Consider the following 23,080-nt stretch of genomic DNA (forward strand, 5'->3'; position numbering starts at 1 on the left):
AGTGACCTTATCGGCCTGGCGGGTGTTCGAACAAACCGAAAATCCAGCGGTGGCGGCTCTGGTGGTTTAGACTCCGACATGTACCCGCAGATTCTCCGAAGTAGTCCCTTCCTGCTGGAATTAATGGATGAGGAGTTCCAATTTGGAAGAAAAAGGAAAATGTCTCTTTACGAATTTTTCCTTCAGCCAGAACCTAAGCACTTCTTTGCGGCAGCAGCAGACTATTTGAAGGACTTCCCCTTAAATGTCAAAATTCTTCTGGGACTTGCTAAAAAGAAAAAGCAAGTAACCCCTAAACATATCAGAAAGAAAATGGAAGACTATCCTTCCGTGCTCATTTTGTCTGGGGAAGAAAAAAAGGTGATGGCTCAGCTTAAAAGGCGGATAAGTATCGCTAGCGATGGAAGAATTATATCGCTTACAGTTAAAATGCCCGATAGAAATGTTGCCGCACAGTTGAACACTATAGTAATTGAAAAACTCATAACTTACCTTTCCAACTATAAAACAGAAAAACTGAGGCTGGACTTGGATTTCATTAGCGAAAGAAAAGCAGAGGCTGAAACCGAATATTTAAAGGCACAAAAAGAGTTGGCAACGTTTCGGGATTCCAATCAGGGCAGGATGACCAAATTGGCTGAATCAAGAGAGCAATACCTTACTTTTGAATATAACCTGGCCTTCAATATTTACAATACTTTGTCTAATCAACTTGAACAGGCTCAAATCCAAGTCAAAAAAGAAACTCCTCTATTTTCAGAGTTTGAACCTGTTTCAATTCCTGGAAGCCCTTCGGAACCTAAGGCGAGCAAAATAATTATTCTTTATACAGGAGTTGGCGCTGTGGTTGGCTTTTTTATACTAGTATTGATGTTATTTGTTTCCTACTTCAAAGAGCTGACAATCTCGAAGACAAATTGATTCATGATGCGAAAAGCTCGATATAATTGGATTGTTTTAACAATCGAGTAATTTTGTTACTCAAAAACTCTTGTGTCATGGTCTCATATAACTTCGAAAACCAAATTTCGCCATTTGATTAAGTTTTTCAGCAATTCCGACTCAGAAGAACATATTCAAATCTTAGCAGAAGAGTTTGGTAAGTCTGACTCTTCGGTTAGTGCAAAGTCAAATCTTCTGAATGAAGCTACTGTTTCTAAAAACAAGCTCAACTACGATTCCAGTGATTCTGAAAGAGGAAGCTTTTGCACTAATTTTGGACAATAAAGGAGCGGTGTAAAACGACTCTGAATTTCGGTTCCAGCTTAATATTCATGATGATAAGAAAATAGTTAGTTGATGAAAAAGGCATTAATTACAGGAATTACCGGACAGGATGGCGCCTACCTTGCTGAACTGTTACTCAAAAAAGGGTATGAGGTTCATGGCATAAAAAGGAGAGCTTCGCTGTTCAACACAGACAGGATAGATCATCTGTATCAAGACCCCCATGTCGACCATCCAAAGCTTATTTTGCACTATGGTGATATGACAGATTCGATGAATCTGACAAGAATCATACAAGAGACGCAACCAGATGAAATTTATAATTTGGCGGCAATGAGCCATGTGAAAGTGAGTTTTGATACACCAGAATATACTGCAAATGCAGACGGCATTGGGACGCTGAGGATTCTTGAGGCCGTAAGGCTTCTTGGTCTTGAAGGCAAAACAAGAATATATCAAGCGTCCACTTCTGAATTGTACGGATTGGTGCAACAAGTGCCTCAGTCAGAGACGACACCTTTCTACCCAAGGTCTCCGTATGCAGTTGCCAAACTTTATGCCTACTGGATAACTGTGAACTACCGGGAAGCATACAATATGTTTGCGTGCAATGGAATTCTATTCAATCATGAATCCCCCCTTCGTGGAGAAACCTTCGTAACTCGCAAGATCACAAGAGCCGTTGCTAAGATCGTTCTTGGTTTACAGCAAGACTTATTCGTTGGCAACCTTGATGCGAAAAGAGACTGGGGACATGCCAAAGACTATGTTGAAGCTATGTGGAGAATTCTTCAACAGGACGTTGCCGAGGACTATGTGATTGCCACCGGGGTTACTACCAGTGTAAGAGATTTTATTAAAATGTCGTTTGCTCACGTTGGGCTCAATCTGCATTTTCAGGGAAATGGCTTAAATGAGGTTGGAGTTCTTGAATCAATTGATTCTGATACGTTGATGAAGAAAGTTGGGAATTCAGACCTCCCTGAAGGATTAAAATTAGGGGACACTCTGGTAAAAGTAGATCCACGATATTTTAGGCCAACTGAAGTTGACCTTCTCATTGGAGACCCTGCAAAGGCTCATAGCAGGTTGGGGTGGAAGCCGAAATATCAATTGAAAGGTCTTGTGGAAGAAATGATGGATTCGGATGTTAAGCTTTTTCAAAGAGACATCCATTTGATTAGTGCAGGACACAAGGTTTTAAAACAGGCAGAGTAAGTGAAAGAGACCGAAGAAAACTGGGACTTAGTAATCAGGCCGACATCTGGCTTACTTGACTTAAAGCTAAAGCAGGTTTGGAAATATAGAGATTTGCTCTGGATGTTTGTAAAGAGGGACTTTATATCTTTCTATAAACAGACAATTCTCGGGCCAGTTTGGTTTTTTATACAGCCACTATTCACCATGGGAGTTTATATGTTTGTATTTGGCTCATTGGCTGGAATATCGACAGACGAACTTCCTCAGCCACTCTTTTATTTAGCTGGCATAACAGCTTGGACATATTTCTCCGAATGCCTTACTAAAACATCACGTGTATTTATTGATAATGTACACATATTCGGCAAGGTATATTTCCCAAGGATAGTTATGCCTTTGAGTATAATCATTTCGAGTTTAATAAAACTGTCGGTACAATTGAGTCTGCTTCTTGTGATGATGGCCTATTATTTTATTCAGGGAGCAAACTTCAGTCCTTCAATTTATATACTATTATTTCCTATTCTTTTGTTCTTAATGGCTAGCCTGGCCCTTGGCCTTGGCATGATTGTTTCCTCTCTTACAACAAAGTACAGAGATTTAGTTTTTTTGATCACTTTTGGTGTCCAACTATTGATGTATTCAACTACAGTTGTATACCCACTATCTAGCTTGTACGGGGTTTATCGACTCGCCATTCTTGCTAACCCAATGACTACTATTATAGAAGGTGTGAGACTAGGCTTTCTAGGGCAGGGCTCCTTTACATGGCTTGGCTTTTTATATACCTGCGGTATCACAGCGCTAATCTTGTTCATAGGTACATTGGTGTTCAATAAGGTTGAGAAAAATTTTGTAGATACGGTTTAATGAGCAAAGCAATTAAAGTAGAAAACATATCTAAGGCATACCAACTCGGGCAATTCAGCACAGGTACTCTTTCAAGAGATTTGGAGCGCTGGTGGGCGCTAGCAAGGGGGAAAGAGGATCCCTATTTGAAGCTTGGAGAAACCAATGTTCGATCCACGAAGGGCGTATCCAACGTCGTTTGGAGCCTCAGGGACATTTCTTTCGAAGTTGAAGAGGGAATGGCGATAGGAATAATTGGGAAAAATGGAGCTGGAAAGAGCACCTTGTTGAAACTTCTATCCCAGGTCACCACCCCTACAACCGGCCAAATTAAGGTTAGGGGACGAATCGCCAGCTTGCTGGAGGTTGGGACAGGGTTTCATCCAGACTTGACTGGTAGAGAAAATATTTTCCTTAACGGTGCCATACTTGGCATGCGCACAAAGGAAATACAAAAAAAATTCGATGAAATTGTGGATTTCTCAGGGGTTGAAAGATACATAGATACTCCAGTAAAAAGATACTCATCTGGCATGTACGTAAGGCTTGCCTTTGCTGTAGCGGCTCATTTGGAATCTGAAATTCTAATTGTTGATGAAGTTTTAGCAGTTGGAGATGCTGATTTCCAGAGAAAATGTTTAGGTAAAATGGGTGAGGTGAGCAAAGGAGAAGGCAGAACTGTTCTCTTTGTCAGCCACAATATGGAATCGGTTTCCAAGCTTTGCAGTGAAGGGATATTGTTGGAAAACGGCACTTTAAAATACCGAGGTGCCATGGGAGATATTGTTAATGAGTACCTATTGTCCGGTTTAGATGGAAAAGAGGCAATAGTGAACTTAATGCCCTATAATCGGACCGCGTCTTACAATGCTGGAACTGTTGAATTAATAGATTTAGCTTTTGAGAACTCTGTAGAATTGTCTAATGTGTTTTATTGGAACAAGCCAATTGAGATTCTGGTTAGGTTCAAAGTTTTGAAAAAAGTCGAAAAACTTTTAGTTGGGTTTACTGTGGCAACAGCAACCGGCGTCAATGTTTTTACAGCAAACAATTCAGGTAACGAGTTTTCATTTGAAGCCCAAACTGAGGTGGTAGTCCGAATAAATATAGAGCACAACTTGAGGCATGGGTTATATACTTTGCATCTGGGTGCCATGGAAGGGAGTCAGGATATATGGTGGCATACAGATGTCGCAAATATTGAAATTACCAATTTGACTCCTGGTATAGTTTACCCCTCAAATAATTCAGGTGTAGTTTTGTGCGACTCCACGTGGACAATCAATTAGCCTTGGATGAGCAGTCTTAAAACTATTATATGGGGCTTTGAAGGCCAGTCTGGTTTGAGCATTGTAAAAGCGATTTCCGCTGATCCAGATTTTCAAGTAGTTCACACTGTCAATGACTTTGGAGGTTCTGAAAATATATTCGATTACCTCCGTTGTGATGAAAATTTACACACCATAAGTTTTGATGAGAAAATTTATAAGTCCGTATATAATAGCGGCCTTAATAAATTTACCAATATGTTTTCAAGACATTACCAGGACTACTCATGGACTTACCACGATTTCGTCGATGCATTTAATATCTTTTTTAATAGACTATTTAACGTTTTATGTGAGAGGAAACCGGATTTAGTGATCTTTTCGAATATTCCTCACGAAGGCCCGGACTTTATTTTATACCTTCTTGCTAAAGAATTAAAAATTAAAACACTTTTATTTTATCAATCTTTGTTCAAAGAGAAGTTTTTCATTGTAACAAAGCTTGACGATTTTGGACAATTTAAATCCGTTAATAACGTCTCGGTTGAACAGAAGATCAAGATTGAAAAACGGCATGAGGACGAATATTTTTACATGAGTAATGTGGCTCCAATTGCTTTTAGAAGGCCTCGTTACCTTAGACTTGCTAAGCTTGTAGTATCGAAGAAATTGTTTGCTGTAGGAATAGAACTAGTTAAAAATTATAGATTCAACCGATTTGTGGACGCCATAAGAAGGAACGAAAAAGATTTGAATCTGCATTTAACCAAATATGTCTATTTTCCTTTGGCAATGCAGCCCGAGTTGACAACTTCTGCTATTGGCAAGTTGTACAACGATCAACTTTTGGCAATTGAACGTCTTGTGCATATTTTGCCAGCTGATTGGAAGGTGGTCGTGAAGGAGAATCCGAAGCAGACAGATTTTCAACGGGGGCACCTATTCTTTCAAAGATTAAAGATGCTTAAGAATGTTGTACTCGCTCCAGTTTCATATAATACTCATGAGCTAACCAGACATTCGGAATTTGTTGCAGTTGTAACCGGCACAGCAGGATGGGAGGCAATAAAGGGAGGTAAGAAAGCTCTGATATTTGGGAATGCCTGGTACCAAAAGTTACCAGGAGCCATCACATATGAAGACGGCTTGAAAATCGAGGATGTTTTGAGGTATTCTTTTGAACACAGCAGCTTAGAGAACGAATTTTCAGCGCTGATGACTAAATGTGGCATCGGATTGGTTGACGACGCATACAGCGTAGAGATTGAAACTTTTGATGCTGACAGTAATTCAACCAAAGTGCTAAATTCAATTAAGAAAGTTGTTAGTAGTGAAAATACCATTTGGGAATAATTAAAGGAAATATGTTAAACAATAAAAGTGTTTTAATTACTGGAGGTACAGGCTCACTTGGGAAAGCGCTAACAAGGGAAATTTTCGCCAAATGGCCTGAAGTTAAGAAAGTAATAGTTTTTTCTCGTGACGAGCAAAAGCAATTTCAAATGGCACAGGAGTACCCTGAAGACAAATTTCCACAAATTCGGTTCTTTATTGGCGATGTCAGAGATGAAAAAAGGCTAGTTAGGGCATTTAATGGCGTGGACTACGTGATTCATGCAGCGGCAATGAAGCACGTCCCTATTGCTGAGTACAACCCGGATGAATGTATAAAAACAAATATTGGCGGAGCTCAAAATGTCATACACGCAGCTTTTGAGGCTGGAGTAAAAAGAGTGGTAGCCCTCTCAACAGACAAGGCCTGTGCACCTATTAACCTTTATGGGGCTACTAAACTTACGTCGGATAAGTTGTTTATCGCTGCAAATAATATTAGCGGTAGCAATCCAATAAAATTTTCAGTGGTTAGATACGGCAATGTAATGGGTTCAAATGGTTCCGTTATTCCTTTTTTCCTTAGTCGAAGGACTGAGCGAGTATTGCCAATAACGGATCCAGACATGACTCGGTTCAATATATCACTAAAAGGAGGGGTTAACATGGTCATGTATGCTCTGGAGCATGCATGGGGAGGAGAATTATTTGTTCCCAAAATCCCTTCGTATCGTATCATGGACGTAGCCGAAGCGATCGGACCGGATTGTGAGAAGCCGATTATTGGAATAAGACCTGGGGAGAAGGTGCATGAAGAAATGATCACCGCATCAGACTCTTATAACACTTATGACTTGGGTAAATACTACGTTATACTTCCGAGCACTCCTAAGTGGAAAATTAGCGACTTTGTTAACCAATTTAGCGCAAAAAAGGTTAAAGCTGGGTTCAATTACAATTCGGGCGAGAATCACGATTGGGAGACAGTAGACAGCCTGAGGAAGTTGATCAGTGAACATGTAGATTCAACTTTCAAATACTAGAATGAAACAAATCCCTTACGGCCGGCAGCACATAACTGAGGAGGATATTCAGGCAGTAGTTCACACTCTTCAATCCGATTTTCTAACTCAGGGGCCGAAAATTACGGAATTTGAAGAAGCTTTCGCAGCTTATGTCGGTAGTAAGTATGCTGTTGCCGTTTCAAATGGTACGGCAGCGCTTCATCTTTCAGCCCTGGCGTTGGACGTAAAAAACGGAGACAATGTAATAACAACCCCGATAACTTTTGCGGCGAGCGCCAACTGCATAAGATACTGTGGCGGAAATGTGGTTTTCTCTGACATCGATCCAGAAAGTTATCTATTGGATGTTGATAAGGTAAGGAGTTTGTTGGAGAGCTCCCCTAAAGGGACCTACAAGGGAATTGTTCCGGTTGACTTTGCAGGAAGGGCCATTAACATGCAGGAAATAGCCGAATTGGCTAAAGAACATGGACTGTGGATAATTGAGGATGCTTGTCATGCTCCGGGCGGATATTTTACTGATCAGAATGGTTCCCAACGTAAATGTGGTAGTGGACAGTTTGCTGACCTGGCCATTTTTTCATTCCATCCAGTCAAGCACATTGCTTCCGGAGAAGGTGGGATGATCACAACTAATGATTATTCTCTGTACAAAAGACTTCTCATGCTTCGTACTCATGGCATTACCAGGGAAAGTGCACTCTTTAAAAATACGAAAGCCCTTGCCTTGGGTGAGATTGAGCATATGAGCTCCGCCGTTAACAGTGATTGGCCGGGCTGGTATATGGAAATGCAGGAATTGGGATACAATTGCCGTTTGACAGACTTTCAAGCTGCTTTAGGGCTCAGCCAATTGAAACGTGCGGACGGTGGTCTCCAAAGACGGCGGGAGATCGCCGGGAGGTACTATGAATCTTTCATTGATACGGCATTTATAAAAGGGCAGTCAAGGGCAGTTGAGGGGCATGCATATCACCTTTATATCATCGAGATTGAAGATAGAATTGGGCTGTATAATCATCTACGTACTAAGAATATTTTCCCTCAGGTACATTATATTCCATGTCACCTAATGCCATATTATCAGTCACAAGGGTGGACTGTTGGAGATTTCCCAAATGCAGAAAGATACTATACTCGCTGCCTCAGCTTGCCCATGTACCCGACGCTGACAGATCAGGAACAAGATTTTGTGATCAAAGAAATTAAGAGCTACTTCTCATGAACAAGCAAGAACAAAAGTCTGCTTTCCTGTCGTACGAAGCCAATGCTTGGTTCAGTAGGAACAAATCCAAGCTTGGGAACTATAATCCAGAAGAGGATAGAATCATCACACTACTTAAAAATTACAAAATCAATCCACAAAGCGTACTTGAGATTGGTTCGAGTGCCGGATATAGATTAAATGCTATAAAAAACTATTTTGGCTCCGAGTCTGTGATAGGGGTGGAGCCCTCAAAAGACGCTATAAATTTTGGCAAAAAGGAATATCCAGAAGTGAGTTTCATTCATGGAACGATGGATAATATTGATGATGTTCCTGATTCCTCTTGTGATTTGGTAATTGTGGGATTCGTGTTTTATGTTGTAGATAGAGCCCTACTCTTGAAAAGCGTGGCGGAAATCGATAGAGTTTTGAAAAACAGTGGGATGTTAGTTATTACCGATTTTTATTCTGAAAAGGCACTAAAAAACAACTACCACCACATTAGTGAATTTAATGCGTATTCTTATAAACAAGACTATTACAAAATATTTGAGTCCACCCACATGTATCATTTGCTTGATAAATCCACCTACAATCACGCCACAATGGAATTAAATGGCCAGGATGATTTTCATGACCTTATTTCTATCACGGTTTTAAGGAAAGACGTAGATGCCTCTTATCAATAAGCTAATACTGGGAACTGTTCAAATGGGCATTCCCTATGGTGTTAATAATAAAGCAGGGCAAATTCCCGAGAGCGAAAGCCTGAATATTCTAAGACTGGCCCGAGAATCGGGAATTGACACCTTGGACTCTGCTGAAGCCTACGGGTCTGCTCATCAGATTATTGGAGGCTATAATAGAGAAAACCAAAAAAAGCCTTTCAATGTAATAACCAAAATTTCAGGCGGCATTAACAACCATACTGTGGAGGAAAAACTCCAAACTTTTCTCAGGGAATTGCATCTTGAAAAACTTGATGGTCTTATGTTTCACTCATTTGGAGCATACCAAGAACATCTTCATCTGATGGATCGGCTAAGCTTGATGAAAGAAAAAGGGGTATTTCGCCAATTGGGAGTGTCGGTCTACAATAATGAGGAAATTGCTACTCTCATTGATGATGATAGGGTTGACTTTGTGCAACTTCCTTTCAATTTACTTGATAACATTTCGCAACGAGGCGAAATGATTGAGCGGGCAAAAGAGAAACGTAAGGCTATCCACACAAGATCCACTTTTTTGCAAGGCTTATTTTTTATGGAGACAACCTCGAAGCATCGAATAACAGAGGCATTGGCCCCACAATTGCTCAGGATTCGGGAACTGGCATTGGAAGAGAGTGTTTCTATAAATACCCTTGCTCTTGGCTATTGTCTCACACAGGAGAATATTGACAATGTACTAATAGGTGTTGATTCGGTAACTCAATTGAAAAAGAACCTGGAAGCGGCTAGCTTTGTCCTAAGTAAGGATACCATGAATTCTATAAATAGTTTGATAGTCAAAAATAAAGCCCTCCTAAATCCATCTTTATGGGGTTAAACACTCTCTTAATTACACAGGCAAGAACCGGCAGCACAAGGCTTCCTGGAAAAGTTTTGAAAATTATTTTAGGCAAGACGCTTTTACAAATTCATTTGGAAAGATTAAGTAAATGCAAGCTTGTTGATGCTATACTTGTCGCCACTACAAGTTCGCCTGATGATAACGTAATATACAAGAACGCCATAGAGTGGGGATATTACTCCTTCGCAGGATCAGAAGATGACGTCTTGGACAGATTTTACCAGGCTGCTTTGCCACATTCACCGACCTGGGTAGTTCGGGTAACTTCAGATTGTCCTTTGATTGATCCAGCATTGGTAGATAAAGTTGTGAAATTTTCTATTGAAAAAAATGCGGACTATTGTTCTAACACCCTTTTGGAGCACTATCCTGATGGGCAGGACATAGAAGTGTTTAAGTTTGAGGCTCTGTCAAAAGCTTGGAAACTTGCAGACAAGAAATCAGAAAGAGAACACGTAACGCCCTTTATTAGAAATAACTCCGACTTTAAGGGAGGTCAGAATTTTGCCGCCGTGAATTTCCCATGCGAAAAGAACTATTCACACATAAGAATGACGGTTGATGAGCAAAAGGATTTGGATTTGATAACGAGACTTACCGAGGCCAAAGGCTTAGATAAGTCCTGGCTTGACTACACAAATTATATTATTGACCACGATCTGCTGGCCATAAATAAGGATATCACTCGGAATGAAGGTTTATTAAAATCACTATCTAAAGAAGAATGAAATGGGAAAAGGGCAGGAGTTGTACAAAAAAGCAAAGACCCTAATACCTGGGGGAACTATGCTGCTGTCGAAAAGACCTGAAATGTTTTTGCCGGAGAAATGGCCCTCCTATTTTTCCAAAGCAAAAGGGTGTAAAGTGTGGGATTTGGATGGGAATGAATTTACTGATGTTTCAATTATGGGAATTGGAACAAATATTTTAGGGTATGGGCACGACGAAGTAGATGACGCCGTGATGGCTACAGTCAGAAATGGAAATATGTCAACTCTAAACTGCCCTGAGGAAGTATACCTTGCCGAACGCTTGATCGAGCTTCACCCGTGGGCGGACATGGTGCGATTTGCCAGAAGTGGGGGCGAGGCGAATGCCATAGCCATTAGAATTGCAAGGGCTGCTTCCGGTAGAGACAAAGTAGCCATTTGTGGCTACCATGGCTGGCATGATTGGTACCTTTCAGCCAATCTCGGGGACGATAAGAACCTGGCCGGACACCTCCTTCCAGGTCTTGACCCGTTAGGAGTCCCTCAGAACCTAAAAAACACGGTTCTCCCTTTCAATTACAATGATATTGAGGAGCTACAGAAACTTATCAAGACAAACGAGGTTGGGGTGATAAAGATGGAAGTCTCCAGAAACAAAGGCCCAGAGGATAATTTCCTTCACAAGGTCAGGAAACTGGCAACTGATAATAATATCGTCCTTATTTTTGATGAGTGTACTTCAGGCTTTCGCCAGACATTTGGCGGTCTTCATAAGCTTTATGGAGTAGAGCCGGATATGGCAATGTTCGGAAAGGCGTTAGGAAATGGGTATGCGATTACTGCAACAATTGGGAAAAAATCAGTGATGGAGGCCGCCCAAAAGTCGTTTATCAGCAGTACGTTTTGGACTGAAAGAATAGGCCCAACGGCTGGATTGAAAACCCTGGAGGTTATGGAGCGTGAACGGTCTTGGGAGACGATTACCAGCACGGGAACTGAAATAAGCTCTCGCTGGAAGGCCCTTGCTAGCCACCACAACCTTAAGATAGGCGTGTCTGGGCTGCCAGCACTTATTTCTTTCGCTTTTGATAGCCCCAATGCGTTGGCTTATAAAACCCTCATAACCCAGGAGATGCTCAAAAAAGGATATCTCGCTGGAACAAGCGTGTATGTCAGTACCACTCATGTGCCATCAGTTCTCAATCCTTATTTTGAAGAGCTTGACAAGATTTTTGGACTGATAAAAAAATGTGAAGAGGGCCTTCCAGTCGGCACCCTTTTGGAGGGGCCAGTTTGCCATGGAGGATTCAAAAGACTTAATTAATAATTGAAACCTCAAGTTTATATAAGAGTCGACGGGAATTCTGAAATTGGACTGGGCCATTTGATTAGGTCTATGGCCCTTGCCAGAAACATTTCTGAGGAGTTTTTGACGACATTTTTCTGCCGCTTTATTCCGGAGGCTCTGAAGCAGGAATTAGCTTCTTTTGATCTGAATCTAAAAGAAATCCAGCACGAAGAACAGTTTTTCAGTGCAGTCGAAAAAGGCTGCACCGTGGTCGTTGATGGCTATAATTTTGACTCTGTTTATCAGAAAAAACTAGCAGACAAAGGAGCTCTTATCGTCGTCGTGGATGACCTTTATCAGGGTAAGTTTAATGTGGACGCAATCATCAATCATGCGCTGGGGGTTTTACCAGAAAATTACAATGCAATGCCTTTCACACAATTGTGTTTGGGTACTGAATATGCCTTGTTGAGGCCAGAATTTCTGCAATTACATGATAGGGAATCCGAGAAAAATGCGGGACTGTCATTGCTGATTTGCTTCGGTGGAGCAGATCCATTGAATTTGACTTTACGGGCATTGGAGGTGGCGGGCGAATTTCCCCAAATTGAAACGATTCGAGTTGTAATAGGTGCTGCCTACCAGATGCGAGAACACTTGTTTCAAAAAATTTCTGGGATGAGCAGAGAAATTCAATTGCTTGAAAACCTGAATCCGTCCGGTATGGCAAAGGTAATGTCTCAATCCACACATGCGATCGTGCCATGCAGTGGCACACTGTTAGAGGCCCTTTCCGCTAAGTTAGTGGTGATATCAGGTTACTATGCAGACAATCAGAGGCAATTTTACACCGGCTTTCGGCACGCCAAGGCATTTGTGGACGCCGAACAGTTTGAATCAGATCAACTGCGAGGTGCTTTGACGTCGGCTTTATCCCGCAGGACAACCTTGTTTAAAGGCATAGATACAGAGATACCAGGCAGATTCAAAAAGCTGTTTAGCTCTCTGGAGATGCAAAAAAAAATTAGCCTGAGGCAAGCTGGCCAAGTCGACGATAAATTAACCTACAGATGGGGAAATGACCGGCTGGTAAGGAAGTACTCATTTACTAAGAATCATATCCCGTTTGAAGAGCACAAGAAATGGTTTAAGGAAAAAGTGACCTCTCCGGCTTGCATCTACCTGATCGCAGAATATCAACAGGAGCCTGTTGGCTCTGTCAGATTTGATTTGAACGAAGGAAATGTCGCAGTTGTTAGTTATTTAATAGATTCATCCTTTCATGGTAAGGGTTTAGGACTTCCGGTATTAAGGTCTGCCATTAAGCACCTGGCGCAAAATTTTTCAGAATTGAGCGCTATTATTGGTTATGTGATGAAAGAGAACTTAGCTTCGTTGGTGATTTTTCGAAAGCTTGGTTTTAATGAAGAGATATTGAGCGACCGTATAAAATTTACGAGGAATTGGAAAAATGAAAAATAGAGAAGTGATAGACATCGGGGGCTTTCAAATAGGCAAAGAGAACAGCGTTTTTATTATTGCAGAGTTATCAGCAAATCACAACGGGTCTCTTCAAAACGCCCTCGATACAATTGATGCCGCAAAGGAAGCCGGAGCAGATGCCATAAAGCTTCAAACATATACTGCGGACACTATAACCCTCAATGCCAGGACTGACGACTTCAAATTAAAGCAGGGGACTATCTGGGACGGCAAGTATTTATACGACCTATATAGGGAAGCCTATACTCCATGGGAGTGGCACAAACAGTTGTTTGATCGGGCACGGTCTAGAGGGCTGGTTTGTTTTTCCTCTCCGTTTGATAATACAGCGGTCGATTTGCTGGAATCATTGGATGCACCCGCCTATAAAATTGCGTCTTTCGAAATCACAGACATTCCTTTGATAGAGTATGTGGCGTCAAAAAATAAGCCGGTTATTATTTCTACAGGTATTGCCGAGAGGGAAGACATTGAGTTGGCAATTGAAGCATGCAAGCGAATGGGAAACAATCGCATTATTCTGCTTAAGTGCACATCCAGTTATCCAGCACCAATCGAAGAAGCAAACATGAGTATGATTCCTGACCTGGCCGCCAGATACGGGGTATTGAGCGGTTTGTCAGACCACACCATGGGTATTACTGTACCAGTTGTGGCCACCACCCTAGGAGCAAGAGTTATAGAAAAACACTTCATTTTGGATCGTGCTATTGGCGGCCCCGATGCGTCATTCTCGTTGAACAAGGAAGAGTTTGCCCAAATGGTGAGGGCCGTGAGGGAAGCTGAGGTTGCAGTCGGGAGGGTGGATTATTCCCTTACAGAAAAGCAAAAAAAGGGCAAGGACTTTAGCAGATCATTATACGCAATTGGCGATATTAAACCGGGAGATGTTTTTTCAGCCGAGAATATCAGGTCAATAAGACCTGGTTTTGGCCTTCATCCAAAGTACTATAAGGAAATAATTGGAACAACTGCGAAGCGGTCAATTTTATTCGGTGAGCCGCTAAAGACTGAAGATCTTGACTGATGAAAATAACCGGAGCCGATGACAGCGCTACGAAAGTAGCTTTTTTTAGCTCGCACAATCTTTGGCCTTCTCACTACGAAACGGAGCTGGAGCTGATGCAGAAGCACCTTGATCACGGGCACGACATTGTTCAGATGTCGTGCTTTTCTGAACTGAAGGCATGCGATCAGAACTTAACCAATGCTGTTGATACTTGCTTTTTGTGTTGCAAGAAAAGAAAACTTGGGGTTGACTTGCTAGACTCGAAGGTTAGGAATGTCGGCATTAAAGAATATTTGCACTGGGAAGACAAAAAAGTAGTCGAAGCTCTTCGGAAATATTTTAAAGATATCAATGATCTCAAAGCCTATTCTATTGACGAGAGATATGACATAGGTCAATCTGTGGCATCATCACTTATTTCTTTACTACGAGTGTCTTCTTTAGATCTTCAAGAACACAGAGAGCTTGTTAAGGACTACATGGTCGGTTCGGCAGAGATCTATTATGCGTTCAAGAGATTTTTAGCCGTCGAGCAACCAGCGCTGGTGTATCTATTTAATGGAAGATGGGCCCATACCCGGGCAGTATTCAGAGCTTGCCAGAGAGCTGGGGTCAGGTGCGTACTGCACGAAAGGGGTCAGGATATACATCACTACGGCCTTTTTACCAATCATTTTCCTCATTCGATAGAGAATTTCACAACCAAGGCCAAAGAATTGTGGGAAAGATCCGACAAAAGTGAAAAAATTGAATCGGCAGAGTCATTTTTCAAATCAAGACGGGTGGGCGCAAATGTGGATTGGTATTCTTTTATTGATAAGCAGGATACCAACCAGTTACCCGAAGGCTGGGATGATACAAAAGTGAATATAGTGATTTTTAATTCTTCCGAAGATGAAGTTGCCGCCATTGATGATGAATGGAAAAATCACCTGTATGACAGCCAGCTTGAAGGTATTAGAGCGATTTGTAAAGATCTTTTGTCTAGGAGCGACATCAAATTATACCTTAGGCTGCATCCAAATTTGGCAAACGCAGATCCTTCTGAAACAAACGCATACTCCGCCCTCTCGTATGCTAACCTTACGGTAATAAGCCCCGAATCGAAAATTAGTAGCTACCTGCTAATAGAAAAAGCCGATAAAGTGGTCACCTTTGGTTCGACGGTTGGGATCGAAGCGACTTTCTGGAATAAGCCTTCAATCTTGGCAGGTAAAGCCTTCTACGAGAAGCTGGAAAGCACCTACAATCCAAATTCGCACAGTCAGCTGATAGCCTACTGTAAGCAGAAGGACTTAGCTTCACTGGAAAAGAGAGGGGCCTTGATCTATGGCTACTACTTCAGAAGCTTTGGCTCAAAATACAAGTATGTGAAGGCGAATAGCTTTTCAAGTGTTGAATTTAGGGAAACAAACCTTGACCAGGTCGTTCAGCACGATAGCGTGAAAATCAAACGCTTTTTCAAAATCAGAACCTTTGCCAGAATCCTTAAAAGGCCTTTCCTAAAAGTCAATTTGCTAAAGTTACTCTATAAATAATTGAGCCAGCCTACACCGAAAGTCTCCGTGGTCATACCTGCATTTAACGCAGAGGCGTACATACGTGCAACTATACAAAGTGTTCTGAACCAAACTTTTGATGATTTTGAGATTGTTGTCGTTGATGATTGCTCTACGGATAATACTGCAAATGTGATTAGCTCCTTTGACGATAAGAGGATACGGCTTCACACAAACGAAAAAAATAAAGGAATAGCGTATACTAGGAACAGGTTAATTAGCCTCGCCAGAGCAAAGTACCTAGCGATTCTGGATGCAGATGACTTGGCATATCCTTCCAGGCTCCAGGTACAGTATGACTTTTTGAGTGAAAATCCAGACTTTGCCTTTGCTGGTTCAGACATAGAGCTTATCGACACCGCTGGCAAAACTATTGGTTATAATCAATACACGTATCCTCCTGAGAACTATCCCTCGCTGTTATTCTTTCACAATATCATAGCTCAATCAAGTGTAATGATTAATAGGGACTACATAGAAAGTTTGCCCCAAATTTACAGCCTCGATTTCCCTCCTGCGGAAGACTATCATTTGTGGGTGAGGCTTGCCTTAATGGGCAAGACTTACAATCTTCCGCAGGTTCTCGTCAAATATAGAATACATAGCCAAAGTGTGTCCATAGCCAAAGCCTCACTAATGGAGCAAATGGTAGAAAAAATTATCCTTTGGCAGGCCCAAAGGTTGGGTTTGGCACCGACGAGAGATGAATTAAATATTCAAAAGGCATTGGCTCATAGTGACTATTCAAGATTAGGCGAAATTTCCCATCTTGATATAGACCGCTGGTTAGGAAAAGTGTTTGCCGCAAATGTAGAAAAACAGATATATTCGCAGCAATCTTTTGGTGAAGTCATTAAGGACAAGTGGATTGATTTGGTTCACTCTCGAATCTTGGAGCATAGTCCAAGAGTATTTTTTGAACTAAGCAAGGGCTTTGGCTTTAGTAAACTTACCTTTGCGGCCAGGGTACGGTTTTTTCTGAAATGTTTTTTGTTTTACAAGTCGTCGTGACCCCAGAGAATGCATGAGTGAGATTGTTGACTTTCCTCTGATAAGCATCATTGTGCCTTGCTACAATCAGGGAGAATATTTAAATGAGTCTCTGAGCTCGATTGAATCCCAGACTTACGAAAACTGGGAGTGTTTGATAATTAATGACGGATCAACTGACAACTCAGCCAATATCGCTGAGGCCTGGTGTAAAAAGGATCAAAGATTTATTTGCTGTGAAAAGAAAAACGGCGGCTTAAGCTCTGCAAGAAACGTGGGCCTGGACAGGGCAAGGGGAAAATATATCCAGTTTCTGGATGCAGACGACGTCATAGAAAGAGGCAAGCTCGAATTGTCGGTTCAAGAATTAGCTAAAGACGACAACCTGAGAGTTGTGATATCTAACTTCGAAGGAGCGCTAAAAGTAATGTCGCAGAGAATGCCCCCCTACTGCGATTTATCAGTGGTGAAGTTCTCCTTAAGAACAATTGTGCTCAATTGGGATAGGGGCTTTACTATTCCGATTCATTGCGGTGTATTTCATTTCGACTTCTTCAAGTCATTTAGGTTCAATGAAACTCTTATGGCCCTGGAAGATTGGGACTTTTGGATACGTCTTTTTAAGGAGTCTGAGAGTTATGCTTTTATTGATATGCCATTGGCCATCTATCGGCAGCATAATGCTGGAATGAGTAAAAATTTTGGAAAAATGTACAGGGCAAAGCGTGATTTTTTGCAACACATAAAGTCTCAAAAGGTGATTGAAGGTGATTTATTGTCTGAATTTGAGGAAACAATGAAGAACTATTGGCTGCCAATTCTGAGAATAAAGTATCTTGAAGAAAGGTATCCAAAAATCAAACATTATTTTGAGCTAAAAAAAAGTATTCGCCTCAAGCTTAAATTATTATGGAAGGAGAGCTAATGAAGTGCAGGATTTGCAGAGAAAGCCAACTTAAGCCCTACCATGTGAGGGAAATGATGTTCGGTTTAAAGGATTCATTTGAATACCTGGAATGCACAAATTGTGGGTGCCTTCAGATAAAGGAATATCCAAAAAATATTGGTAAGTACTATCCTGAAAATTACTACTCATTTAACGAAGTTACCCTGCGTCAAGTTAGCAAGTACCAGAGGCTCAAGAATCAGGTGAAGTTCGTACTAAACCCAATTTTGAGGCTAACAAATATATCGAAACTTAACCTTGATGCCGACTTAGCACGGCTGAAGAAAATTGGACTAAGTCTCAGTTCGGCTATTCACGATGTTGGCTGTGGATCTGGGCATTATCTCCGGAGGCTACATAATTATGGTTTTAGCAGCTTGTCAGGGTCCGACTTGTTCATCGAGAAGGACTCTTCAATATTTGGAAAGGTGCCAATATTTAAAAGTGGCTTACGGGAATTGAACGGTACCTATGATTTGATTATGCTGCATCACGTGTTTGAGCATATGCCAGATCAGAAAGAGACGCTGGAAATACTGAAGACAAAACTCAACCCAGCGGGTGTTCTTATGATGCGTATCCCTGTGCTCAGCTACGCATGGGAAAAGTATGGAACCAACTGGGTGCAGCTTGACGCACCAAGACACTATTATCTGCACACGCTGAAAAGTGCTGAGATTTTAGCAAAGAGCGTTGGGCTCCAACTTCTTAAAGTGGAGTGGGATTCTTACGCATTACAGTTTTGGGGAAGTGAACAATACTTGCAGGACATACCGCTAAGGGCAGCTAACTCATATGCAGAGTCGATCCAAAACAGCCCGTTTAGTAAGGAGCAAATTGAACTGTGGGAAAGGGAGTCCCAAAAGTTGAATGAGGAGGGAAAAGGAGATCAGGTAGTACTTTATCTGAGAGCTGAGTAAACCCCTTGTATATGGCATCATTGATCGGAATCATTATTCTTAACTACTTTTCTGGTAAGGAGACGCTCAAGCTGTATCAGAAAATTGAGTCCTTTCAGGATGAATCTCTCAGAATGCTTGTTGTTGACAACTCCGCTGACGCAGCGGAGAACGAACTGCTTCGTAGCTCAATACCTTCTGAGAACCTGCTACTAGCCAGTAGGAACCTTGGGTATGCTGGAGGTAATAATGTGGGCATCAAAGAACTGATGCGCCGAAAAGAGATAAAGTCAATCGTCCTGCTGAATCCTGACATAGAATTAAACGAGAATATATTCCACACCTTGAATACTAGCTTATTAAAGGAGAAGAGTTTAGCAGCAATCGGCCCTCGACTTTGTTTGAAAGGAGAAAGAAACAAAATATTTTCAGACGGAGGACTTTTGCATTTCAACAGATTCTATTACCCAGGACATTTGCACGCTAAAAAGAATGTTCTAGAGGTTATTTCCCACGGCCTGAATTCAGACATTGGCTATGTAAACGGCTCGTTTTTTATGATCCGTGTTTCAGCTCTGGAAGCAATTGGACTACTGAAAGAGAAGTTCTTTCTTTATTTTGAGGAAACAGAATGGTGCCATAGGGCTAAGACATTGGGTTGGCAGGTGGCTTCCGACACAACAGTTACTGCATATCAGGATATCAGTAACAATGGTATTGTATATGAATACTATATGACTAGAAATCATTTCCTTTTTCACTATCTATACTATAAAAAAGGGTTGCCCCGGCTTGCGTTGCACTATTTTAAGCATGTTTTAATATGCGTTTTTAAGCAAGAGATCGATTCAAGTAAAAAGTGGCCATTTCTATTGGCAAGGATAAAGGGAATTGTAAAAGGCCTAATGAATAGTTGAGGCAGTTCAACCCCAAGAAAAGCATTATGCAATCAAGACCTCTTGTACACGTAAATCTAAAGTTTGGACATCACGGGCAAAGCTCCGGTTATGATGTTCTTTCTTCTTTTTTCCCTTATGCAAAGGTATTAAGCTTGAACAGGAGCCGAGAGAGGATCAAGCACCTCGAAAGATTCAAGGATGAAAAACCTGGAATGTACTTATACAATTACTCCTTTAAAATGCTTCGATTGCTTTTTAATTTCCAAGTAAGAAGGAGCCTCCAAGAAAATAGTATTGTTCATTATTTGTACCCCGAGAATACGCTGGCCTTCACGCCCTTCAATTTCCCAAGAACAACATCTATCGTATCCACGTTTCATCAACCTGAAGAATGGTTTGACGGGCTTTCCAAAACAGGTTCAGGCAGGAAAATGATGGATAATTTTAGAAGATCTAATGTTGCAATAGGTTTGGGGTCAAACCAAATTCCAGTGTTGACAAAAATATTTTCTTCCGAGAACGTGGAGTTCATTCCTCATGGTGTGGACACTGAATATTTCACTCCATCTTTTGTTGAAAAAGAAGCAAGGAATATTCTCATATTGGGCAGTTGGCTGAGAGATTTTGATATGGCAAGCAAGGTGGTGGCTGCGTTCAAATCGATAGATGCCAAAGTTAAATTCACTGTGATCTCGTCGCCAGAGAACGAAAGATACTTCCGAAATTGCGACAATGTACTTTTTAAAAATAACATCTCTGATTTTGAATTGTTGGCAGAAATTCAAAAATCTGATCTGCTTTTCCTACCCCTAAACGGAGCAATTGCCAACAATGCGCTATTGGAATGTATGTCATGTGGATTGCCAACAGTAATCACGAAACTAGACTCAATTAGAGACTACGTTACAGAAAAGGAGGCTATTTTTGTAAACAAAAATGTTGATGATAGTATAAATGCTTTGGAGTTTTTGTTGAAGAATGAAACTATAAGAAAGGAAAAAAGTGCCGCTGCCAGAGCAAAAGCATTAAGCTTTGATTGGCGTGTCATAGCCGAAAAGACCAAGAATGTTTACCAAAAGTTAGACTAATGTCCGTGACAAGGAATGTTTTATGGATTGCCCCCTACCCCGCCGACCCAAAGGCCCACGCTGCACCTTGGATAACATCTTTGGCCAGGGCATTGTCTTTGTCAGACAAGATCAAACTTACTATCCTGTCAACGAGCTCGTCAATCAGTTCATCTACTTTAGAATTTGAAAAGGATGGATACAGGGTTATTCTTCTAAAGATGCTTCCGCCTAAGTGGGATATAGTGACACTTTATCTGTTCCGTATACTCGCTTTAAGGAGGTGGCTGAAAAACAATCAGATGTCTTATGACCTGGTTCACGTTCATGGAACAGAGCATCAATTTGAGCTTGCCTCGATTGGGCTAAAAAAACCAACAGTTGTAAGTATTCAAGGAATTCTTTTCAGATATCTAAAAGCCTTGCCAGAAACATTCTCAAGCAAAAAAATAATATGGCTCCTTGGGTCGGTCTATGAAAAGTGGGGAATCCGGAAACATAAGCACTTTGTTTGCAGGACTCATTGGGATTCTGCTGCCGTGAGATTGCTTAATCCAACTGCTAGAATATTTATCGGATGGGAAATGATCCGCACCGACTTTTTTGTTGAGGAAGGAAACCAATTTGAAGAAAAAAGTAATATCCTCTTTTTAGGAGGGCTTAATTCAATAAAAGGGATAGCTGAAGCGTTGTACGTTTTCGATGCATTGGTTCAGGATGACGATCTCACATTAGTAATATTTGGAGATGGCAGTGTTAAAGATCTAAATGCGTTGATTCAGAGAAAACAGCTCGCCAACCTTAAAGTTGGCGTGAATGTCTTTCACAAAGGCAGAGCCTCCGCTGATCAGATAGTGAAAGAGATGTTGAATAGTAAGGTGCTGCTGCACCCATCGTATGTTGACAATAGTCCAAATAGTATTTGCGAGGCACAAGTGGTTGGGTTACCAGTGGTAGCCTCAGATGTAGGGGGCGTTTCCTCACTTATTGAGCATTCTGAAACCGGTATCCTGGTATCTTTGGAGGTTAATAGTATTATTGGGGGGATACGAATGTTAATGAAAGACAAAGCTCTTTCGAGAAGAATCTCTGTTCAAAGCAGAAAAATGGCAAGGGAACGACATGATACCCAAAAAGTTCTTGGAGAGTACCTCAATATATATAATACCCTAATCGAAGATGCTGAGACTTCTTTTTAGATCGATACTTTTCCTCTACCGGGTGATCGTTTATGTGATTGCGGCCAAAATTTGGAATCGGTTTACCCTGGCGGCCAATGGTGTAAAGATTGGAGATCGTTGGACAATCAATGGATTCATTTCTATTGAATGTTTACCTGGATCCAGCATTGTGATTTCGCAAGGATTTAGAGCCAACAGTGGATCTTTTTTTAATAATATTGGCAGGCAGCAGAAAACATCGCTCATTTGCAGAGAAGGAGGCCGTCTTTCAATCGGCGACAATGTCGGGATAAGTGCCTCAACGATTGTCTGTCATGAAAGAATAACCATAGGCAGCAACGTCAGGTTTGGAGGCAATTGTGTTGTCTATGATACAGATTTCCATTCACTCAAGGCTGTGGAGCGAACAGCTATTCCGGAGGTGAAAACCAATATTGGCAAATCGGAGGTGATCATAGGGGATAATGTTTTCATAGGAGGGCATTGCACAATTCTGAAGGGAAGTGTCATCGGAGATAACTCTATCATTGGTGCAGGAGCTGTTGTTAGGGGAAGTAAAATTCCAGCCAATCAAATTTGGGGAGGGAACCCTGCGGTGTTTATTAAAGAGGTCAGAAACGAATGAGTTCGCAAAAAGTAAGTGTAATAACAGTAGTTTTTAATGCCGCCCAACTTCTAAAGGAAACGATAGAGAGTATTAGGAGTCAGTCCTACCAAAACATTGAGTATTTTGTGATAGACGGAGGTTCAACTGATGGAACCTTACAGGTAATAGAAGCCAACAGTGATATCATATCATCGTACGTCAGTGAAAAAGACGCAGGCATATACGATGCTATGAATAAAGGTATAGCATATGCGACGGGGGACTGGACAATTTTTCTGAACGCCGGTGACAAGTTTGTTGATGGGGAGACCCTTTCAAAAGTAATTTGCAATGTCGCCAACGGACCCAAGCTAGTTTATGGTTCAGTGCTTTTAAGCGGCAATGGAAATACAAATAGGCTTGAGCCAAAGAGCCTTAGTTTTTTTAGCCTTCTATTTTGGGGCACCCGAACTCTCTGCCATCAATCGCTTTTAGTTCACCGTGATATTTTAATCAACTACAATTCCAACTACATTTTAAAAGGAGAGTTGGACTGGTACTTTAGGTTAATAGGTCACGAAAATTATACATATGCTCAGCAACTCGATTTCCCGGTTGCGGAATATTTATTAGGAGGTGTAGGTCAGAAAAAGTTTGTCAGGAATTTAGTTGAAACGATTATTGTCCTAACCAGGCATGGCGGCCCGCTTGCAATTATATCGCTCCCCGTTCTTATTTATCGACTTTTAAAATACTAAAATCC

22 protein-coding genes are annotated in these 23,080 nt (G+C 41.3%); all 22 read left to right on the plus strand.

Annotated features, from left to right (window positions below; translation table 11 throughout):
- Positions 1 to 123: 123 nt before the first annotated feature.
- The 22 genes from GC130_RS26155 (at position 124) to GC130_RS26255 (ending at position 23,075) form a co-directional block, all read left to right on the plus strand.
- Positions 124 to 921 carry a hypothetical protein gene (locus tag GC130_RS26155; RefSeq protein WP_201568584.1) on the plus strand — a complete coding sequence of 266 codons (798 nt, stop codon included), beginning with the start codon at positions 124 to 126 and terminating at the stop codon, positions 919 to 921.
- A 378-nt stretch (positions 922 to 1,299) separates the two neighbouring features.
- A complete protein-coding gene (gene gmd, locus GC130_RS26160; RefSeq protein ID WP_152001329.1) occupies positions 1,300 to 2,445 on the plus strand; it encodes a GDP-mannose 4,6-dehydratase in 1,146 nt (381 codons plus the stop codon).
- Entirely contained in the window at positions 2,446 to 3,297 is an 852-nt protein-coding gene (locus tag GC130_RS26165) for an ABC transporter permease (protein WP_152001330.1), read from the plus strand.
- The gene (locus tag GC130_RS26170) at positions 3,297 to 4,565 is read left to right on the plus strand and encodes an ABC transporter ATP-binding protein (RefSeq protein WP_152001331.1); all 1,269 of its coding nucleotides are present in this window, start codon (positions 3,297 to 3,299) and stop codon (positions 4,563 to 4,565) included. Before GC130_RS26165 ends, GC130_RS26170 begins: the two co-directional genes overlap by 1 nt.
- 6 nt (positions 4,566 to 4,571) lie before the next feature.
- A complete protein-coding gene (locus GC130_RS26175; RefSeq protein ID WP_152001332.1) occupies positions 4,572 to 5,897 on the plus strand; it encodes a hypothetical protein in 1,326 nt (441 codons plus the stop codon).
- Between the two features lie 11 nt (positions 5,898 to 5,908).
- Positions 5,909 to 6,919, plus strand: coding sequence for a UDP-N-acetylglucosamine 4,6-dehydratase (inverting) (pseB, locus tag GC130_RS26180; protein WP_152001333.1), 1,011 nt, complete (start codon positions 5,909 to 5,911; stop codon positions 6,917 to 6,919).
- A gap of 1 nt (position 6,920) precedes the next feature.
- Entirely contained in the window at positions 6,921 to 8,126 is a 1,206-nt protein-coding gene (gene pseC / locus GC130_RS26185) for a UDP-4-amino-4,6-dideoxy-N-acetyl-beta-L-altrosamine transaminase (RefSeq protein ID WP_152001334.1), read from the plus strand.
- A complete protein-coding gene (locus GC130_RS26190) occupies positions 8,123 to 8,797 on the plus strand; it encodes a class I SAM-dependent methyltransferase (protein WP_152001335.1) in 675 nt (224 codons plus the stop codon). Before pseC ends, GC130_RS26190 begins: the two co-directional genes overlap by 4 nt.
- Positions 8,781 to 9,656 carry an aldo/keto reductase gene (locus GC130_RS26195; RefSeq protein WP_152001336.1) on the plus strand — a complete coding sequence of 292 codons (876 nt, stop codon included), beginning with the start codon at positions 8,781 to 8,783 and terminating at the stop codon, positions 9,654 to 9,656. The genes GC130_RS26190 and GC130_RS26195 overlap by 17 nt, the downstream gene beginning before the upstream one ends.
- The gene (locus tag GC130_RS29025) at positions 9,647 to 10,408 is read left to right on the plus strand and encodes a cytidylyltransferase domain-containing protein (protein WP_201568585.1); all 762 of its coding nucleotides are present in this window, start codon (positions 9,647 to 9,649) and stop codon (positions 10,406 to 10,408) included. Before GC130_RS26195 ends, GC130_RS29025 begins: the two co-directional genes overlap by 10 nt.
- 1 nt (position 10,409) lies before the next feature.
- Positions 10,410 to 11,714, plus strand: a complete 1,305-nt coding sequence (locus GC130_RS29030) for an aminotransferase class III-fold pyridoxal phosphate-dependent enzyme (protein ID WP_201568586.1) — start codon at positions 10,410 to 10,412, stop codon at positions 11,712 to 11,714.
- Between the two features lie 3 nt (positions 11,715 to 11,717).
- The gene (pseG, locus tag GC130_RS26205) at positions 11,718 to 13,160 is read left to right on the plus strand and encodes a UDP-2,4-diacetamido-2,4,6-trideoxy-beta-L-altropyranose hydrolase (RefSeq protein ID WP_152001337.1); all 1,443 of its coding nucleotides are present in this window, start codon (positions 11,718 to 11,720) and stop codon (positions 13,158 to 13,160) included.
- Positions 13,150 to 14,208, plus strand: coding sequence for a pseudaminic acid synthase (gene pseI / locus GC130_RS26210; RefSeq protein WP_152001338.1), 1,059 nt, complete (start codon positions 13,150 to 13,152; stop codon positions 14,206 to 14,208). Before pseG ends, pseI begins: the two co-directional genes overlap by 11 nt.
- Positions 14,208 to 15,728 (plus strand): hypothetical protein, encoded by a 1,521-nt coding sequence (locus tag GC130_RS26215; RefSeq protein ID WP_152001339.1) that lies wholly within the window; start codon positions 14,208 to 14,210, stop codon positions 15,726 to 15,728. Before pseI ends, GC130_RS26215 begins: the two co-directional genes overlap by 1 nt.
- A complete protein-coding gene (locus tag GC130_RS26220; RefSeq protein WP_152001340.1) occupies positions 15,729 to 16,760 on the plus strand; it encodes a glycosyltransferase in 1,032 nt (343 codons plus the stop codon). It abuts the gene before it with no gap.
- Positions 16,761 to 16,773: 13 nt separating this feature from the next.
- A complete protein-coding gene (locus GC130_RS26225) occupies positions 16,774 to 17,664 on the plus strand; it encodes a glycosyltransferase family 2 protein (protein WP_152001341.1) in 891 nt (296 codons plus the stop codon).
- Positions 17,649 to 18,605, plus strand: coding sequence for a class I SAM-dependent methyltransferase (locus GC130_RS26230; RefSeq protein ID WP_152001342.1), 957 nt, complete (start codon positions 17,649 to 17,651; stop codon positions 18,603 to 18,605). Before GC130_RS26225 ends, GC130_RS26230 begins: the two co-directional genes overlap by 16 nt.
- Before the next feature lie 11 nt (positions 18,606 to 18,616).
- Entirely contained in the window at positions 18,617 to 19,501 is an 885-nt protein-coding gene (locus tag GC130_RS26235; protein ID WP_152001343.1) for a glycosyltransferase family 2 protein, read from the plus strand.
- Between the two features lie 26 nt (positions 19,502 to 19,527).
- A complete protein-coding gene (locus tag GC130_RS26240; RefSeq protein ID WP_152001344.1) occupies positions 19,528 to 20,571 on the plus strand; it encodes a glycosyltransferase family 4 protein in 1,044 nt (347 codons plus the stop codon).
- Positions 20,571 to 21,749, plus strand: coding sequence for a glycosyltransferase family 4 protein (locus tag GC130_RS26245; protein ID WP_152001345.1), 1,179 nt, complete (start codon positions 20,571 to 20,573; stop codon positions 21,747 to 21,749). The genes GC130_RS26240 and GC130_RS26245 overlap by 1 nt, the downstream gene beginning before the upstream one ends.
- A complete protein-coding gene (locus GC130_RS26250; protein ID WP_152001346.1) occupies positions 21,730 to 22,356 on the plus strand; it encodes a DapH/DapD/GlmU-related protein in 627 nt (208 codons plus the stop codon). The genes GC130_RS26245 and GC130_RS26250 overlap by 20 nt, the downstream gene beginning before the upstream one ends.
- Positions 22,353 to 23,075: a glycosyltransferase family 2 protein gene (locus GC130_RS26255; protein ID WP_152001347.1), complete on the plus strand. Its 723-nt coding sequence runs from the start codon at positions 22,353 to 22,355 to the stop codon at positions 23,073 to 23,075. Before GC130_RS26250 ends, GC130_RS26255 begins: the two co-directional genes overlap by 4 nt.
- Positions 23,076 to 23,080 lie beyond the last annotated feature (5 nt).

Origin of the sequence: Imperialibacter sp. EC-SDR9 (assembly GCF_902498805.1) — a bacterium.
In the GTDB taxonomy this organism is placed as follows: Bacteria; Bacteroidota; Bacteroidia; order Cytophagales; family Cyclobacteriaceae; genus Imperialibacter.

What these genes read in the sequence shown, in the direction of transcription:
- GC130_RS26175 (WP_152001332.1), top strand. Translation starts at nt 4,572, where the DNA reads ATGAGCAGTCTTAAAACTATTATATGGGGCTTTGAAGGCCAGTCTGGT.
- gmd (WP_152001329.1), top strand. Translation starts at nt 1,300, where the DNA reads ATGAAAAAGGCATTAATTACAGGAATTACCGGACAGGATGGCGCCTAC.
- GC130_RS26215 (WP_152001339.1), top strand. Translation starts at nt 14,208, where the DNA reads ATGAAAATAACCGGAGCCGATGACAGCGCTACGAAAGTAGCTTTTTTT.
- GC130_RS26195 (WP_152001336.1), top strand. Translation starts at nt 8,781, where the DNA reads ATGCCTCTTATCAATAAGCTAATACTGGGAACTGTTCAAATGGGCATT.
- GC130_RS26250 (WP_152001346.1), top strand. Translation starts at nt 21,730, where the DNA reads ATGCTGAGACTTCTTTTTAGATCGATACTTTTCCTCTACCGGGTGATC.
- pseB (WP_152001333.1), top strand. Translation starts at nt 5,909, where the DNA reads ATGTTAAACAATAAAAGTGTTTTAATTACTGGAGGTACAGGCTCACTT.
- pseC (WP_152001334.1), top strand. Translation starts at nt 6,921, where the DNA reads ATGAAACAAATCCCTTACGGCCGGCAGCACATAACTGAGGAGGATATT.
- GC130_RS29025 (WP_201568585.1), top strand. Translation starts at nt 9,647, where the DNA reads ATGGGGTTAAACACTCTCTTAATTACACAGGCAAGAACCGGCAGCACA.
- GC130_RS26235 (WP_152001343.1), top strand. Translation starts at nt 18,617, where the DNA reads ATGGCATCATTGATCGGAATCATTATTCTTAACTACTTTTCTGGTAAG.
- GC130_RS26230 (WP_152001342.1), top strand. Translation starts at nt 17,649, where the DNA reads ATGGAAGGAGAGCTAATGAAGTGCAGGATTTGCAGAGAAAGCCAACTT.
- GC130_RS26225 (WP_152001341.1), top strand. Translation starts at nt 16,774, where the DNA reads ATGAGTGAGATTGTTGACTTTCCTCTGATAAGCATCATTGTGCCTTGC.
- GC130_RS26155 (WP_201568584.1), top strand. Translation starts at nt 124, where the DNA reads ATGGATGAGGAGTTCCAATTTGGAAGAAAAAGGAAAATGTCTCTTTAC.
- GC130_RS29030 (WP_201568586.1), top strand. Translation starts at nt 10,410, where the DNA reads ATGGGAAAAGGGCAGGAGTTGTACAAAAAAGCAAAGACCCTAATACCT.
- GC130_RS26170 (WP_152001331.1), top strand. Translation starts at nt 3,297, where the DNA reads ATGAGCAAAGCAATTAAAGTAGAAAACATATCTAAGGCATACCAACTC.
- GC130_RS26190 (WP_152001335.1), top strand. Translation starts at nt 8,123, where the DNA reads ATGAACAAGCAAGAACAAAAGTCTGCTTTCCTGTCGTACGAAGCCAAT.
- GC130_RS26255 (WP_152001347.1), top strand. Translation starts at nt 22,353, where the DNA reads ATGAGTTCGCAAAAAGTAAGTGTAATAACAGTAGTTTTTAATGCCGCC.
- GC130_RS26245 (WP_152001345.1), top strand. Translation starts at nt 20,571, where the DNA reads ATGTCCGTGACAAGGAATGTTTTATGGATTGCCCCCTACCCCGCCGAC.
- pseI (WP_152001338.1), top strand. Translation starts at nt 13,150, where the DNA reads ATGAAAAATAGAGAAGTGATAGACATCGGGGGCTTTCAAATAGGCAAA.
- GC130_RS26240 (WP_152001344.1), top strand. Translation starts at nt 19,528, where the DNA reads ATGCAATCAAGACCTCTTGTACACGTAAATCTAAAGTTTGGACATCAC.